12 protein-coding genes are annotated in these 14863 nt (G+C 73.8%); 5 read left to right on the top strand and 7 right to left on the bottom strand.

The features are described from left to right. Positions 1 to 36: 36 nt before the first annotated feature. Together ACQUFX_RS06500 and ACQUFX_RS06495 are read left to right on the top strand one after the other, a co-directional pair. Entirely contained in the window at positions 37 to 1008 is a 972-nt protein-coding gene (locus ACQUFX_RS06500) for a glycine betaine ABC transporter substrate-binding protein (RefSeq protein ID WP_428965117.1), read from the top strand. Positions 1009 to 1089: 81 nt separating this feature from the next. After that, positions 1090 to 1560: a hypothetical protein gene (locus ACQUFX_RS06495; protein WP_428965116.1), complete on the top strand. Its 471-nt coding sequence runs from the start codon at positions 1090 to 1092 to the stop codon at positions 1558 to 1560. A 63-nt stretch (positions 1561 to 1623) separates the two neighbouring features. Here the strand turns inward: ACQUFX_RS06495 and ACQUFX_RS06490 are convergent, their stop codons facing one another. The 5 genes from ACQUFX_RS06490 to ACQUFX_RS06470 all read right to left on the bottom strand — a co-directional run bounded on the left by ACQUFX_RS06490 (position 1624) and on the right by ACQUFX_RS06470 (position 8509). Beyond that, complete coding sequence (locus ACQUFX_RS06490) at positions 1624 to 3177, bottom strand: class I SAM-dependent methyltransferase (RefSeq protein ID WP_428965115.1); 1554 nt, start codon at positions 3175 to 3177, stop codon at positions 1624 to 1626. A gap of 149 nt (positions 3178 to 3326) precedes the next feature. Then, positions 3327 to 5222: a CocE/NonD family hydrolase gene (locus ACQUFX_RS06485; protein ID WP_428965114.1), complete on the bottom strand. Its 1896-nt coding sequence runs from the start codon at positions 5220 to 5222 to the stop codon at positions 3327 to 3329. Between the two features lie 136 nt (positions 5223 to 5358). Beyond that, positions 5359 to 6270, bottom strand: a complete 912-nt coding sequence (locus ACQUFX_RS06480; RefSeq protein ID WP_428965113.1) for a sulfotransferase family protein — start codon at positions 6268 to 6270, stop codon at positions 5359 to 5361. A gap of 5 nt (positions 6271 to 6275) precedes the next feature. After that, positions 6276 to 7268, bottom strand: a complete 993-nt coding sequence (locus tag ACQUFX_RS06475) for a sulfotransferase family protein (protein WP_428965112.1) — start codon at positions 7266 to 7268, stop codon at positions 6276 to 6278. After that, a complete protein-coding gene (locus tag ACQUFX_RS06470; RefSeq protein ID WP_428965111.1) occupies positions 7265 to 8509 on the bottom strand; it encodes a glycosyltransferase in 1245 nt (414 codons plus the stop codon). The genes ACQUFX_RS06475 and ACQUFX_RS06470 overlap by 4 nt, the downstream gene beginning before the upstream one ends. A gap of 251 nt (positions 8510 to 8760) precedes the next feature. Here ACQUFX_RS06470 and ACQUFX_RS06465 point away from each other — a divergent pair, with 251 nt between their 5' ends. Genes ACQUFX_RS06465 through ACQUFX_RS06455 form a run of 3 tightly spaced genes read left to right on the top strand, consistent with a single transcriptional unit; the run spans position 8761 to position 12021 of the window. Then, positions 8761 to 9726 (top strand): hypothetical protein, encoded by a 966-nt coding sequence (locus tag ACQUFX_RS06465; RefSeq protein WP_428965110.1) that lies wholly within the window; start codon positions 8761 to 8763, stop codon positions 9724 to 9726. Further along, positions 9719 to 10525 carry a sulfotransferase family protein gene (locus ACQUFX_RS06460; RefSeq protein WP_428965109.1) on the top strand — a complete coding sequence of 269 codons (807 nt, stop codon included), beginning with the start codon at positions 9719 to 9721 and terminating at the stop codon, positions 10523 to 10525. Before ACQUFX_RS06465 ends, ACQUFX_RS06460 begins: the two co-directional genes overlap by 8 nt. Beyond that, positions 10522 to 12021, top strand: a complete 1500-nt coding sequence (locus ACQUFX_RS06455) for a hypothetical protein (RefSeq protein ID WP_428965108.1) — start codon at positions 10522 to 10524, stop codon at positions 12019 to 12021. The genes ACQUFX_RS06460 and ACQUFX_RS06455 overlap by 4 nt, the downstream gene beginning before the upstream one ends. Before the next feature lie 372 nt (positions 12022 to 12393). On the opposite strand, the gene ACQUFX_RS06450 is transcribed toward ACQUFX_RS06455, so the two are convergent. Together ACQUFX_RS06450 and ACQUFX_RS06445 are read right to left on the bottom strand one after the other, a co-directional pair. Continuing rightward, positions 12394 to 13239: a sulfotransferase family protein gene (locus ACQUFX_RS06450; protein ID WP_428965107.1), complete on the bottom strand. Its 846-nt coding sequence runs from the start codon at positions 13237 to 13239 to the stop codon at positions 12394 to 12396. After that, positions 13236 to 14861, bottom strand: a complete 1626-nt coding sequence (locus ACQUFX_RS06445; protein WP_428965106.1) for a flippase — start codon at positions 14859 to 14861, stop codon at positions 13236 to 13238. Before ACQUFX_RS06445 ends, ACQUFX_RS06450 begins: the two co-directional genes overlap by 4 nt. Between the last annotated feature and the right edge of the window lie 2 nt (positions 14862 to 14863).

The following is a 14863-nucleotide window of genomic DNA, read 5'->3' as shown; positions in this document are numbered from 1 at the left end:
CGGGACACCGGGCAACGAGAGAGGACAACAGGAGCGATGCAGACAGCACGCTGGATCCGGGCGGTGGCGCTGGCCGGCACGGCCGTCCTGGCGCTGGCCGGCTGCGCGATCGAGGTCGAGCCGCGGGTCGCCGCGCCCGGTCTGCCGACCGGCGTGCCGTGCGGCACGGTGACCTTCGCGAACAGCCCCTGGATCGGGTACGAGGCGAACCTCGCCGTGGTGAGCTACCTGGCCAAGACCCGGCTGGACTGCACGGTGGTGGAGAAGGACCTCACCGCCGAGGAGGCCTGGGAGGCGCTCGCCGCCGGTGAGGTCGACGCCATCCTGGAGAACTGGGGCCGGGACGGGCTGAAGAAGCGGTACATCGACGAGGAGCGGGTGGCCGTCGAGCACGGCATGACCGGCAACCAGGGGGTCGTCGGCTGGTACGTCACCCCGTGGGTGGTCGAGCAGTACCCGGAGATCACCAACTGGCGCAAGCTCAACGACTACGCCCACCTGTTCCGTACCCCCACCTCGGGGGGCAAGGGCGCGTTCCTGCTCGGCGACCCCTCCTACGAGACCAACGACCGGGCGCTGATCCGCAACCTGAAGCTGGACTTCACCATCAGCGTCACCGGCAGCGAGGACAAGCTGATCGAGGCGTTCCGGGAGGCGGAGCGGAACCGTCGGGCGGCGATCGGCTACTTCTACGCCCCGCAGTGGTTCCTGGCCGAGGTCGACCTGGTGCACGTCAAGCTGCCCCCGTACTCCCCCGGCTGCGATGCCGTGCCGGAGAAGGTGGCCTGCGACTACCAGCCGTACGACCTCGACAAGATCGCCAACCGGGCGTTCGCCGAGTCGGGCAACCCCGCCGCCGAACTGGTGAAGAACTTCCAGTGGACCAACGCCGACCAGAACGAGGTGGCCCGCTACCTCACGGTGGACAAGCTGTCCCGCGACGAGGCGGCCAGGAAGTGGCTGGACGCCAACCCCGACGCCTGGCAGTCCTGGCTGCCCGCCGACTGACCCCGACCCCCGCCCCGCTCCGACCGCCCTGTCGTCCTGCGGACGGGGCGGCGGGCTGCGCGGGGTGGCTAACATGCGGGCGTGGCACAGCAGAGCGGCGGTACGGGACGGCGGCCCGAGCGGCCCGGCGGCATCGCCCTGGACGGCGTGATGCTCACGGCGGCCCTGATCGCGCTGGGCGGCTACCTGCTGCCGTGGTTCAAGCAGTCCCCGAGGTACCAGTGGTGGTACTCGGGGTGGGAGTACGCCAGCCTCAGCACCGGGGGTGGGTGGACGCTGTGGACGTTCGCCTGGATCCTGCTCGCGGTCGTGGTGAGCTTCTGGGCCGGCGACAGCGTGCCCGCAGCCATGACCGGGGTGGTCGCCGGGGTCGGCACCCTGGTCTTCAGCCTGGCCGTGGTGGCCGCGAGCTTCGGCGCCGTCGGTGAACGGAGCGCGCTGAACCCGGTCGCCGGGATGCCGTTCGGGATCGGGCTGCCGGTGCTGGCCACCGGCGCCGGTCTCCTGCTGGCCGCCGGCTGCCGGGCGATCGTCCGCGCCGAACGTCCCTAGCCGGGCGGTTCCCGCGCCGGGTGGGCACGGCCGCCGGGGATTGAGCCGCGCGCCGGCGGCGGGTCAGGTGTTGAGCGGGCGGCGGGCGACCAGCAGGACATGGGTGACGGGCCAGTCCAGGGCGACGCCGTCGGGGGTGGTCAGGGCGGCGACCGGGGCGAGCCGGTTGGTGACGATCCACTCGTTGCGGGACGTGCCGCTGGCGGCGTCGACCTCGAAGCCCACGTCGGCGAGGAGCCCCTTCCAGTCGGCGTACTCCAGGCCACAGAACTGTTCCCGGGTCTCGGACAGCCAGTTGTCGGTGTAGTCCTTGCGGGTGAGGAAGTCCATCGCCGCGCCGAGGGTCAACTCGACCACGTCGTCGGCGACGGCGCGGTAGCCGAACGGGAAGGTGACGTCGACCGCGAACTGGTCGAGGCGGGCCCGGGTGGACAGGCCGGACACGTACGCCGCCGCCCGGGCCGGGGGCAGTTCCGCCAGGTCGGTACGGGGGTGGGTCGGGTTGACGCCGTCGGTGTCCGACAGGCGCAGCCGTACCGTCCGGTCCCGGCCGTCCGGCCCGCACACGTCGCTGTTGATCCACACTCCGCCGGGTACGGTGTGGTCGTAGATGGCCTGCACGAAGCGGCGCAGCGAGGCCAGCCGGTCCCCGTAGGACCAGATCTCGTGGGTCAGCGCGAAGGTCAGGGTGGTGTCCACCGACCGGGGCGCGAAGACCGCCCCGCCGAGCACGTTGCGGCGGTAGAAGAAGACGTTCGGGTTGGTGAAGAAGCCCTGCGCCTTCTTGTGCACGCACTCCTCGTAGAGGTGCCGGGCCACCTCGACGCCGATCAGGTCGCTCTCCCGCAGCGCCGGCTCCCGGTCGGCCCGCTCCAGCACCGCCCCGGCCCCGCAGCCGACGTCGACGATCCGGCCGGGCCGGACGTGCTCCCGGACCGCGTCCCACTTGCGCTGCGCGGCGTCGGCGAAGGCCTCGGCGTACGTGCGGTAGTCGCGGGTGGCGGTCAGCCCGCCCTCGTCGCCGACCAGCGGGTCGTTGACCACCGAGCGCACCAGGTCGTCGAGGCGGTACCGGGCGTACACGTCGACGGTCGCCGGGTGGGCCAGGTCCCGCCAGGTGGGGTCGTCGGCGGCCAGCCGCAGCAGCACGTCCCAGGGCCGGGCGGGCGGCGGCTCGACGTCGGCCTCCACCCCGGCGATGGGGAAGCCCAGCCGGGTGTACATGGCGGCGACCTCCGGCGTGGAGCAGGCGACCACGGTCCGCGCCGGGGTCAGCTCCAGGCCGGTGGCCGCCGCGACGGTCTTCAGGGTCACCTCGGCGAACCGGTCGGTCGGCGCGGTGTCGAAGACCGGGACCACCACCGACCGGAGCCCGGCGAGCAGGCTGAACCGTTCGATCGCCGCCTCCCGCCGGTGGTACGGGACGGGGTTGCGCCGGGTGTTCTCGTGGTTGGCGGAGGTGACCGCCCAGACCACGGTGACCCCGTCGGCGGGCCCGTCGCCGGCGCCGTCGGCGTCGGTGGCGGCGTCGGTGGCGGCGGTCAGGCGGCGCAGGTACTCGGCCTGGAACCGGGTCAACAGGTGGTGCCGGCCGGGGAAGAGCAGGTAACGGGGCATGTCAGGTTCCTATCCGACGCCGCCTCGGCCGGTCGCGGCAGGGTCCGGTCGGAGTGAGCGACCAGTCAGTGTGGGACCCCGGGACGGGTCCGGGCCGGTGGTGACCCCCCGAGAGGTCGCCACCGGCCCGGCCGGTCAGCAGGCGCGGATCAGAGTCCGGCGGCGTGGGCGGCGGCGGTGCCGCCGACCACGGGCAGGATGATCTTGCTGCTCTTCAGGTTCACCGTGATGTTCGCCAGCGTGGTGTCGGCCTGGCTGGAGTACTGCGGGTAGCTGGCCACCAGGATCACGCCGATGCGGTGACCGGCCTTGAAGACGTAGTCCTCGGGCAGCAGCGGCCAGGTGAAGTTGTAGCTCTCACCCGGCACCAGCGGCACCGACTGGCGCAGCGAGATCCGGTTCTGGGCGTCCATGATGCCCTTGGTCACCAGCTCCTGGTCGGCGGTGGCGACCCGCTTGACGGTCTGCCGGTAGCAGGGGTCGTCGTGCTGGCTGCCCAGGCCCCAGCAGTCCACCGTGTCGAGGGTGATGATGCCCTCACCGGAGGCCCGGTGGGCGACCCGCTCGTCGGTGCCGTAGTCGACCAGGATGACGCCGAAGTTGGTGTCGGCCTGGTCGGCGGCGGCGCGGATCTGCATGGTCGGGGTGCCGGAGACGTGCAGCGGCGCGGTCAACGGCTCGGACAGGAAGGCCAGCCGGTTGGGCTGTACCACGTCCGGGTTGTTGATCATCGTGTTCTGCGACTGGGTCCGGTGGTCCTGGAAGCCCGCGGTCACCGGCTTGGCGGTCGGGACCAGCTTGAGCCCACCGGCCCCGGTGGTGCCGGGCTGCAGGAAGATCTCGGTCTGGGCCATGCCCGGGATCGGCCAGTCGGCGTGGGTCTCCCACACGTCGGCGGCCCGCTCGATGTCCAGGCGCGGCTCGTCCATGATGCCGTTGGCGATGCCCTGCAGCCAGAAGTCGAACCAGCGGTGCAGGGTGTTCACCCACACCTCCCGGCGGGAGTCGAACGGGTCGACGTGCCCCTCCTGGGAGATCCAGAGCTTGCGCGGGACGTCGTTCTCCGCGAGGGCGTACCAGTACTTGCTCATGTGGTCGGCGCGGACGTTGTCGTCGTTGATGCCGTGGTAGAGCAGCACGCTGGCGGTCTGGTTCGGGACCTTCTTGACGTAGCTGCGCTCGTTCCAGAAGGAGGTGTAGTCGCCGTGCTCGTCGCCGTCGGCCGCGCCGATGGCGTCCCGCACCGGCTTGCAGTACTCGCGCCGGTCCGGGTTGGTGACCACGTTCGCCAGGTAGGAGACGTAGCTGTTGCCCCGGGTGACCACGCCGTTGCTGCGGACGTAGTCGTAGTACTCGGTCGGGCCGCCGATCGGCACGATCGTGGTCAGGCCCTTCACCCCGGTCACCGCGGTGGACATGGCCAGCGAGCCGTCGTACGACTTGCCGATCATGCCGGACTTGCCGTTGTGCCAGTCCGCCTTGACGATCTCACCGGCGGCGTTGCGGGCGGTGGCCCGGCCGTTCAGCCAGTTGATCGCCTGCTTGGCGGAGATGTTGTCCTCCTTGGCGTTGGTCGTGGGGCAACCGGTGGAGTTGCCGGTGCCGACCATGTCCAGCAGGATCACCGCGTAGCCGCGCGGGACGAAGTAGTTGTCGTACCACAGGGGCCACTGGTCCAGCAGCCCGTCGCCGTCGACGTCGATCTTGCACTCGGAGTCGTTGCCCCGGCACAGCGTCGTGTAGTACGGGCTGGCGTCCATCACGACCGGGACCTTCAGTCCGTCCTCGGTCGCCTTCGGCCGCATGACGTCGAACGCGATGATGTCGCGCAGGCCGTCCTTGTCGCTGTCGAAGGTGGATTCGACGAAGAGGCGCTCCCGGATGGCGTCGGCGTAGCCGAACACCGGTTGCGTGACGCCGTCGGTGACGACGATCGTCGGCGGCTCGTCCGCCGCCACCGCCTGGGGCGAAACGCCGAGGACGGCGAGGGCCGTCACGGAGAGGACCGCGAGTCCCCTGCGCCAGGGCCTTCTCATTCCAGCCATGCAGTGTCTCCTTGTGGGGGTTCTCAGGCTGGTGAGGCTACGAGCCGGGGTCCCCCTGCGCCATCTGCACCTGTAGGAAAATTCACCGGCCGGCTTCGACCCCGTCAGCTCCCCGCGCACCCGGCCGGCGCGCAGGTCAGCCCCGGTAACCCCACTCCCGCAACGGCTTGTCGAGCACCCGCTCGACGGCGGCGAGCTGGCCGGGGCTCAGCTCGTCGTGGTACGCGGCCCGCCGGCCGCCCTCGAAGCGGTACCGCCCGAAGCCGCGCTCGAACGCCGGGCTCCACTCCAGCCCGAGGAAGTCGAGCATCCGGGCGACCTCCCCGCGCGGGTCGGCCACCAGGTCCTCGTAGCGCACGTCCAGCCACTGCTGCTCCGGGTGCGCGGCACGGGCCTCGACGAAGCGGTTCATCAGCAGCTTCCAGCCGAGCGCGGCGAGCACCGGGAACGAGCGGTCGTACTCCTCCCACTCCTGCCGCAGGTCGGTGGGCAACGGCCCGAGGAACCAGTTCTCCGGCCCCTGCCACCCGTCCCACCAGCCCATCTGGAGCCACGAGTTGGTCACCGCCCGGCCGTCGCGCACCACGTTGACCACCCGCAGGTCCGGGTACGCGGCCCGGAGGAACCCGGTACGCGGCCAGCCGGTGACGTGGTGCAGCAGCATCCGGCAGCGCTGCCGCGCCAGCCGGCTGTCGAAGAAGGCCCGCAGCCGCCGGGCCACGAACGGGGTGAGGTCGTCGGCGGTGAGGTCCCGGCAGGGGCGGGAGAACCCGGCCACCACGTGCCGGTCCAGCAACCGGTACGCCTCGGACGGGGCGACCCGCAGCCGCCCCTTCTCCAGCAGCCGGCGGGCGTGCGCGAGGGAGGTCATGCCGGACGGGCGGGGCGCGGAGCGCCGGTAGAGCGGGCCGTTGAACCGACCGGTGAGGTTGAGCCGGGACAGCTTGTCGTCGACCCCGGAGACGAACCCGACCTCCGGGTGCCGGGAGAGCAGCTCCTGCACCAGGGTCGAGCCGCACCGCCCTGTCCCCACCACCAGCGACAACATCTCTCTCAGCCCTCCTCGTCCCCGGCCGGCGCGCCGACCGGGACACCCCGCGACCCGACCTCCGTGCTCTGGGCCGCCCGGCGCACCGGGTAGCCGAAACGGCGCAGGCCCGGCACGGTCAGCGCGGTCACCACCGCGTACGACCACCGGGACAGGCCCTGCCGCCACTGGTCGTCGACCCGGATCGGCACCAGGCCGGTCCGGTGCCGCGACGGGTTGCCCGCCACCGAGTGGGTGGGGGCCAGCCGGACCGTGGCCGGGTCGGCGAACGGCCCGGCCCCGGGCTCGATCCCGGCGAACGCGGCGATCCGGGCCAGCGTCCCGGCCGGGTCGGCGGTCAGGTCCTCGTACCGCACCCGCAGGTAGCGCTCGCCGTCACCGGCCCAGATCCGGGCGGTGACGGCGTTCCACACCGACCAGAGCAGCGCCGCCTTCCACACCGGTGGCCGGCTCATCAGCCGCTGGTCGGCCACGCCGTCCAGGCCCCGGCGGCGACGCCAGGAGAAGGCGGTGGCCCGGGGGTCCCGGACCACGTGCAGCACCCGCAGGTCGATGCCGGGCAGGGCGCCCAGCAGGGCGCCGTACGGCGGCAGCTTCGACGAGTCGACCACCACCCGGGCGTCGGCGTGCCGGGCCACGGCGGCGTACAGGTCGGTCAGCACCGCGTCGTCGGGGTGCGGGTCCACCGGACGGCGGCCGGCGCGGACCCGGCGCAGCAGCGCGGGCACCCCGCGCATCCGCAGCCGGCCGCGCAGCCCGGCGGCGATCGCGCCGGCCCGCTCCACCGGCACCTCCCGGCGCACCTCACGCCACAGCGGGCAGTCGCGGAACGGCTGGCCGCAGCCGCAGGGGCGGTTGTCCACCTCGCCGCGCTGCCACAGGTACCGCAGCTCACCGGCGGCGAGGACGCCGTCGTACTGACCGAGGACGTTGGTGACCAGGGTGCTGCCGCTGCGACCGCTGCCGGCCAGGTAGAGCACCCGCACGGGTGGACTCACGCGGGCACCCCGATCCGGCGGCCGGCGCTGGCGTACACCTCGCGCAGCCGGGACAGGTGGGCCTGCGGGCTGAAGTCCCGCTCGATCCGGTCCCGCCCGGCCCGGCCCAGTCGGTACGCCCGCTGCGGGTCGGCCAGCACCCGGCGCAGCCCGGCGGCGAGCGCGGCCGGGTCGTCGGCGGCGACCACCTCCCCGTCGACACCGGGGGTGACCAGCTCGGGCAGCCCGCCGAGATCGGTGGCGACCACCGGCACGCCGCAGGCGAACGCCTCCAGCACCGCCATCGGCTGGTTCTCGTTCCACCGCGACGGCACCGCCGCCACCGCCGCCGAGCGGACCAGGTCCTGCAGGCGGGCCTTGTCCAGGCGGCCGTGGAAGCGGACCCGCCCGGGGGCCCGCCGGCGGGCCAGTTCGGTCAGGTCGGCGCGGGCCGGGCCGTCGCCGGCCACGTCGAGCACCACCTCGGCGCTGAGCTGCGCGACCGCCTCGATCAGCACGTCGACGCCCTTCTCCGGGGAGAGCCGGCCGGCGAAGACGACGCCCCCGCCCGGGGTCTGCTTCACCGCCGTGGCCGCCACGTCGACGAAGTGCGGGACGACGTGCATCCGGTCCGGGAAGACGCCGGCCCGGGTCATCACCTGGGCGAGGAACCGGCTGGGGCTGACGAACGCCTGCACCGGGCCGTACGCCCGGGTCAGCCGGTGCAGCCAGGACTCCACGGCCAGCAGCGAGCTGGCGCCCAGCGAGCCGTCCTTGCAGCGGCGGCGGGCCGCCCGCAGCGGCCCTCCGGTCACGCAGGCGTCGCAGACCCGCCCCCGGTCGAGCATCTGGTAGCTGGGGCAGGCCAGCTTGTAGTCGTGCAGGGTCATCACCGCCGGCACCCGGGCCACCCGGGTCGCGGCCAGCACCGACGGGGAGAGCTGGTGGTAGATGTTGTGCAGGTGCACCACGTCGGGGCGGAAGTCCTCGATCACCCGGGCCAGGCCGCGCCGGCTGGCCGGCGACCAGACCATCCGCGCCGCCGCCGAGGCGCGCGGGCGCAGCCCGCGCGGCGCCGGGTCCAGCTCCACCAGCGGCGGGAAGTGCCGGGTGTACGGCGTCGGGGTGTCGTTCTCGGGGTGGTCCATGCCGAAGTACGCGACCTCGTCCCCGTCGCCCCGTTGCAGCTCGGCGACGTCGAGCAGGTAGCCCTCGGCGCCGCCGCGTCGGTAGAGGAACTTGTTGACATGGAGGACACGCATGAGCCTGCTCCGAAGACGGCCTGCGGGCAGGCCCGTTTCTGGGGTGGGTGCCGGGGTGGTCGGATGGATCGGGTGGCCGGCGGGGCCGGCCAGGGGCCCACGCTATGCAAACCGGACGGATGAGTCCAGATCAGGGCCGCCAACTGACCACACGGCTGATCTTCAGGTGGCCGCACGGCCACGTGGCCAGGCAGGATCTCCGCCCGGTAGCGTGTGCTGCGCCCCAGACAGTCGCGGCCGAGGAGGTTCCGGTGGCCGACCCCGACAAGCCGTCGGCTCTCGCCTACACCGCCCGACGGGTGGTGCGGCACCTGCGTTGGGCCCGTACCGAGGGGATCCGGCGGCTGGTCGAGGAGGACCGGCTCGACCCGGTCGAGCGGATCGGCACCGCGCTGGCCAAGCGGCGGTGGCGGCGGGCCAACCCGGTGCCGCCCGGCGCGGCCGTGCCGGTCTGGTTGGTCGGCCTGCAACGGTCCGGCACGAACATGCTGACCCGGGGGCTGGACGCGCTGCCCTCGGTCGAGGTGCGCAACGAGAACGACCGGCGGGTGTTCCACCGGTTCCAGTTGCGCCCCGACGCCGTCGTCACCGCGGTGCTGCGCCGCAGCCGGCACCGGTACGTGCTGGTCAAGCCGCTGTGCCAGAGCCACCGGGTGGACGAGTTGCTGGCCCTGCCGGGGCTGGCCCCCGGGCGGGCGCTGTGGGCGTACCGGGACGTGGACGACCGGGCCCGGTCCGAGGTGGCGAAGTTCGGCGACGCGAACCTGCGGGCGTTGCGGGCCGTCGCCGACGGCACGATCGGCGACCGGTGGCAGGGGCAACGGCTGGACGGGGCGGCCCGCGAGCTGGTCGCCTCCTTCGACTACGACCGGATGACCCCGCACACCGCCGCCGCGCTGTTCTGGTACCTGCGCAACTCGCTGGTACTCAGCCTCGGCCTGGCCGACCGGGCCGACGTGCTGCTCTGCTCGTACGACGCGCTGGTGGCGGAGCCGGCCGGGTACACCCGACGGCTCTGCGCCTTCCTCGACCTGCCGTACGACCCGGCGTTGCACGCGCACGTCGAGGCCCGTACCCCGCGCCGGGACCCGCTGCCGATCGACGGGCGGGTCCGGGCGCTCTGCGCGGACCTGACCGACCGGCTGGACGCGCTGGCCCGACCCGACACGACGACCGGAGGACGACCCGTGCGGCAGGGGGCGGTGGAGCATGGCTGAGGACCCGACCCCGGACACGCAGGCCGCGCCGGTCCGCCGCGACGGGCCGATCTTCCTGGTCGGCTGCCAGCGCTCCGGCACCACGATGCTGCGCCTGGTGCTCGACTCGCACTCGCGGATCAGTTGCGGCCCGGAGACCCGGTTCCTCACCGACATGCAGCGCATCGTCGGCCGGGACTGGGAGCGGCTGGCCCGGTTCGGCCTCCCCCGGGAGGACTGGCTGCGCCGGATCGCCGACTTCTTCGGCGGCGTGCACGCCGACTACGCCCGGTCCCGGGGCAAGACCCGCTGGGCGGACAAGACCCCGTTGTACGCGCTCTCCATCGACTTCCTCGCCGAGGTCTTCCCCGACGCGCAGTTCGTGCACGTGATCCGGGACGGCCGGGACGTGGTCGTGTCGCACCGCAAGCGGTTCGGCTACTGGTCGGCGGTGAAGTGCGTGGTGAAGTGGCCCCGGTACATCCGGACCGCCCGCGCCTCGGGTGCCCGGTTGCCCGCCGGCCGGTACCTGGAACTGCGCTACGAGGACACCGTCCGGGAACCGGAGAAGACCATGCGTACCCTGTTCGAGTTCCTCGGCGAGCCGTGGGAGCCCGGCGCCCTCGACTACGGTGACAAGCCGCACGACGTGGCCGGCAAGTACACCGTGGAGGCGGACCGGCGGCGGGCCGCCGCCGGCACCGACGCCTCGATCTACGAGTCGCGGGTCGGCACGTACCGGCGGGAGCTGGACCCGTTCCTGCGGGTGCTGGCCCGGGTCTTCTCCGGGCGGATGCTGCGCGAACTGGGGTACCGGTGAGGCGCCGGCCCGGGTCGCGGGCGGCCCGGCTGCTGGTCGGCGCCCTCGTCGTCGCGCTGACCGCCACGGCCTGCTCCAGCGACCCCGAGCCGACGCCCGACCCGGCGCCGACGTCCGCCGCGCCGGACGCCTCCGGCCCGACCACCGGGCCGACGGCGGGACCCGCCCCGGCCGGCCCGCCGAGCGTGCCGAACCCGTTCGGCGCGCACTGGGACTGGTCCCGCTACGAGCAGTTCAAGCCGTACCTGGAGAAGATCTCCGGCTCGGCGACGTACCAGGAGATCACCTGGTGCGCGATGGAGCCGACCCAGGGCAACCGCGACTACGCGGCGCTGGACCGGATCGCGCAGCGCAGCCGGGACCTCGACATCACCCTGCACATCAAGATCCGGACGGGGGTGTGCTGGGCCACCGGCGGCACGCCGCAGTTCACCCGGGGGCAGGCCAACAAGACCGAGTCGGCGATGCCGCTGGACATGGCGACGTACCAGGCCTTCGTCACCGACATCGTGAAGCGGTACGTGCCGTACGGGGTGCGCCAGTTCGCCATCGAGAACGAGGTCAACGCGCCGCAGTACTGGGCGGGCACCCCCGAGGACTACAAGCGGCTGGTCGCCTCGGCCGCCGAGGCGATCCGGGCGGCCGACCCGCAGGCGAAGGTCGTCGACTCCGGGATCAGCAGCGTGGCGTACGGGATGGGCGTCGCCGACCGGCTGCTCACGGCCGGGGACGAGGCCGGGGCGGTGGCCGCCTACCAGGCGTACTTCGTGCGCCGGATCGGCACCCGGGGCCAGAAGATCCCGGCGGTGACCGACGGGGCCGGGCTGCGGACCGCGCTGGCCAACGACCAGAACTCCCGGAACCTCCAGTTCCTCGCCGCGACCGAGCAACTGCTCGACGAGCGGGTCGTCGACGTGCGGCAACTGCACTACTACGAGCACTTCGCGGCGGTGCCGGTGCTGCTGGACTACCTGCGCGCGGAGACCCCGGCCGGGGTGCCGACGCAGGCGTGGGAGGTCGGCCAGTTCTGGCGCGACGGCGACGGGGACGCCGCCTCCCGCAGCGACGAGATGGTCAAGACGGTCAGCCAACTGGTGGCCGGCGGCATCGACCAGGTGCTCTGGCTGCCGCTGGGCTACAACCCGAACAACCGGGCCGGCTCCGAGGTGCGCTACGGCCTGCTCGACCCGGACGGCACCGAACGGCTGGCCGGCGCGATGATGGCCGAGTTGGCGGTCGCGGCCCGGGACGCCACCGTCGAGCCGGTGGCCGACAAGGGGCTGGTCGGGGTCGCGTTCCGGCGCGGGACGGAGAGCACCCTGGTGGTCTGGTCGTCGTCCGACGCCACGGTGTCGGTGCCGGCCGCCCCCGGCCTGACCAACGACAAGCTCGGCACCGCCTCGGCGGCCCGGTCCGGCGCGGTGAGCGTCGGCTCCGCACCGGTGCTGCTCCGCGGCACCGGCGACCCGGCCAGCATCCTCTCCCCCATCCGCTAGGCGCCGACGCCGCACCCCGCACCCGGCATCCCGCTTCCGGTCGACGACCGGGGCGGGGCGCCGGTGACAGCGCGGACCCGGCACGGGGAGCCGACCGTGGTGTTCTGTCGGCCGTCCTGTCGAGCTGCCCCGCACACAGGACCACCCGCGCTCCCGCCCGGGCCGGGAACCACCCACCGGCCCGCCCCCGCTCGGACACGCCCCCGCACGCGCCCGCACGGGACCACCCACCGGCCCGCCCACCGCCCCGCACCGTTGGCAGGCCCCGAGCAGGGCCTCGCGGGGCGCCCCCGTCCGTGGGGGCAGCTCGAAAGGACCGCGCCACCCACCACCGCCCGCCCGCCGCCGTGGACGGGGGCGGGGGCGGTGGCGCTACCAGGTACGCGGCCAGCCGAGCAGGTCGGCGAGGCGGGCGTTGTGCGGGGCGAACTCGACCCGCAACCGCGCCCGTACCTCGTCGGTGAGCTCGGTGGGGCCCCGGTCGGCGCGACGGGTGTGCCGGGCGAAGGCGCCCGGGGTGAAGGGCGTCAGCCCGAGGAAGCGCAGGATCGTGGCGTACTCGCCGGCCGGGTCGGCGTACAGGTCCTCGCTGCGCACCACGTGCAGCCGGTCGGCGGGCAGGTGGGCGTACCAGCGGTCGAGCTGCTCGGCGTACCGGCCCCGGGCCGCGTAGGAGTAGGTGCGCAGCGCGTGGTGGGCGGCCGTGGTGTCCGGCCCGTCGCGCAGCGCCTCGGCCAGCCGCTGGGGTTCGGCGGCGAGCGCCTCGGCGAACCCCAGCGGCTCCTGCGCGTACGAGCGGCTGTGCAGGTAGTGCGAGTACGCCCGCTCCACCGGGTCACGCAGCAGCGCCACGAACCGCGCCTGCGGCAGCAGCGCGGCGACCCGGGCCGGCACGCTCGGGTGGAACAGGTAGTACGGGCTCGCCTCGAAGGTCAGCCGCCCGGCGACGGGGGGCGGGAAGTGCGCCCGGTACCACCGCTCGCCCCGGCCGTGGTGCACGCTGAAGAACTGGAGTTCCTTGCCGGTGGCGGGGCGCACGTCCGGGTGGGCGGCGAGGTAGGCGTGCAGCGAGGTGGTGCCGCAGCGCTGCCCCCCGATGATCAGAAAGTCGGGCAGCGCCCCGGTCGGGCCGGGCCACGCCGCGCGGGCCCAGGCGCGGGTGCCCCGGACCACCCGGCGCAGCCGGTCCACCCCGCCCCGGCGCCGGTCCACGCTCATCGTGGCACCCCCGTGGCCGCCGGGGCGCCGCCGGTCGGGGCCGGGTCCGTGCCGTCCACCGCCGGGGGGCCGCCGCGACCCCGGCGGCGGCGCAGCGTGCGCAGCACCATCACGTCCTCCTTGCTGAGCCCCAGCGCCAGCACCACCGCCAGGTAGACCGCCGCGATCACGACGAGCCCGGCCGCCAGCCGCCAGGGCCACCCCGGCACCAGGTCGCGGACCAGCAGCCCGGCGAGGGCCGCCGCGCCGGCGGCGGCCACCCCCTTGAGCATGCCGACGCTGAACGGCAGGGCGCCGATCAGGTGCCGGACCTGCAGGACCCGGGCGACGTTCACCACGACCAGGGAGACGCTCCAGGCCACCGCCGAGCCGACGATGCCGTAGGCCGGGATCAGCCAGAGGTTCAGCAGCACGTTGATGACCAGGGCGGCCACGTTGTCGGCCATGTTCAGCGCCACCCGGCCGGACATGTTCAGCACGGTGCCGCACGGGCCGGTGGCCGCGTTGACCATCTGGCCGAGGGCGAGCACCACGGTCACCGCCGCCCCGGTGGCGATCTGGCCGTCGAAGACCCGCAGCAGGTCGCCGGGGATGACCAGCAGCGCGACGAAGGCGGGCAGCGACAGTCGGACCACCCAGCCGGTCGCCACCGTGTAGACCCGGCGGACGTCGGCCATCGCCCCCTGGTGGTACAGGTAGGCGATGTACGGGCCGAACGAGGCGTTGATCGGGGCGAGCACGAAGATGGCGACGGTGACCAGCCGGGTGGCGACGTTGTAGACGCCGATCTCGGGGTTGGCGAAGAAGCCGAGCAGCAGGGTGTCGACCCAGATCAGGCCGGTGGAGGAGAGCGAGGACGCCCAGCTCACCGTGGAGAAGCCGAACAGTTGCCGGGGGCGGTACACCGGCCGGGCCGGCGCCACCCGGCGCAGCAGCCGGGCCAGCGCGACCAGGGCGAGCAGCGCCGCCGACCAGCCGGCCACCACCAGCGCCCAGAACGCGCCGGTCAGGCCGGCGCCGGTGACCAGGGCCAGGGTGGTGAGCAGCAGCCGGGTACCGGGCTCGTAGAGCTGGCCGATATAGGTGAACGGGCGCTGGGTGCGCCAGCCCCGGGTGGCCGCCAGGGCCGCCTCGGTGATCGTCGTGGCGGGCAGCGTCAGGGCCACCAGGCGCAGGCCGGTGGCCAGGCCCGGGTCGTGCAGTTGCGCGGCGAGCCACGGGGCGGCGGCGGCCAGTCCGGCGGCGAGCGCCACCGAGGAGGCGACCGAGACACCCAGCCCCAGCCGGATGGTGCCGCGCAGGGCGGGCGCGTCGTCGTCGGCCAGGTGCACCGCCACGAAGCGGGTCAGCCCGGCCCGGAAGCCGGAGAGCGACAGCAGCCCGAACAGCGACAGCACCGCGTAGCACTGGGCGTACCGGCCGACCTCCCGGACGCCGAGCAGCCGGGCCACCAGCAGCATGATCACGAAGACGGCGGCCTGGCTGAGCAGGGCACCGACCAGGTTGAGGCCGCCGCCGCGGGCCATGCCCCGCACGTGCCGGTCGCCGCTGCCCGGGTCGTCGGTACGGTCGGGCGGGGCCGGCCGGGACACCGGCCCCGGCCGGTTCGGATCGTCTGTCACGC

The organism is Micromonospora fluostatini (assembly GCF_050410825.1).
Lineage (GTDB): Bacteria > Actinomycetota > Actinomycetes > Mycobacteriales > Micromonosporaceae > Micromonospora > Micromonospora rosaria.
The sequence above is the reverse complement of the archived record's forward strand: the minus strand, read 5'-3'. Positions and strand labels throughout refer to the sequence as shown.

Bases quoted from the DNA above. Each gene is read 5' to 3' on its own strand.
- ACQUFX_RS06470 (WP_428965111.1), bottom strand. From the start codon at position 8,509: ATGCGTGTCCTCCATGTCAACAAGTTCCTCTACCGACGCGGCGGCGCC.
- ACQUFX_RS06490 (WP_428965115.1), bottom strand. From the start codon at position 3,177: ATGCCCCGTTACCTGCTCTTCCCCGGCCGGCACCACCTGTTGACCCGG.
- ACQUFX_RS06480 (WP_428965113.1), bottom strand. From the start codon at position 6,270: ATGTTGTCGCTGGTGGTGGGGACAGGGCGGTGCGGCTCGACCCTGGTG.
- ACQUFX_RS06460 (WP_428965109.1), top strand. From the start codon at position 9,719: ATGGCTGAGGACCCGACCCCGGACACGCAGGCCGCGCCGGTCCGCCGC.
- ACQUFX_RS06450 (WP_428965107.1), bottom strand. From the start codon at position 13,239: ATGAGCGTGGACCGGCGCCGGGGCGGGGTGGACCGGCTGCGCCGGGTG.
- ACQUFX_RS06500 (WP_428965117.1), top strand. From the start codon at position 37: ATGCAGACAGCACGCTGGATCCGGGCGGTGGCGCTGGCCGGCACGGCC.
- ACQUFX_RS06485 (WP_428965114.1), bottom strand. From the start codon at position 5,222: ATGGCTGGAATGAGAAGGCCCTGGCGCAGGGGACTCGCGGTCCTCTCC.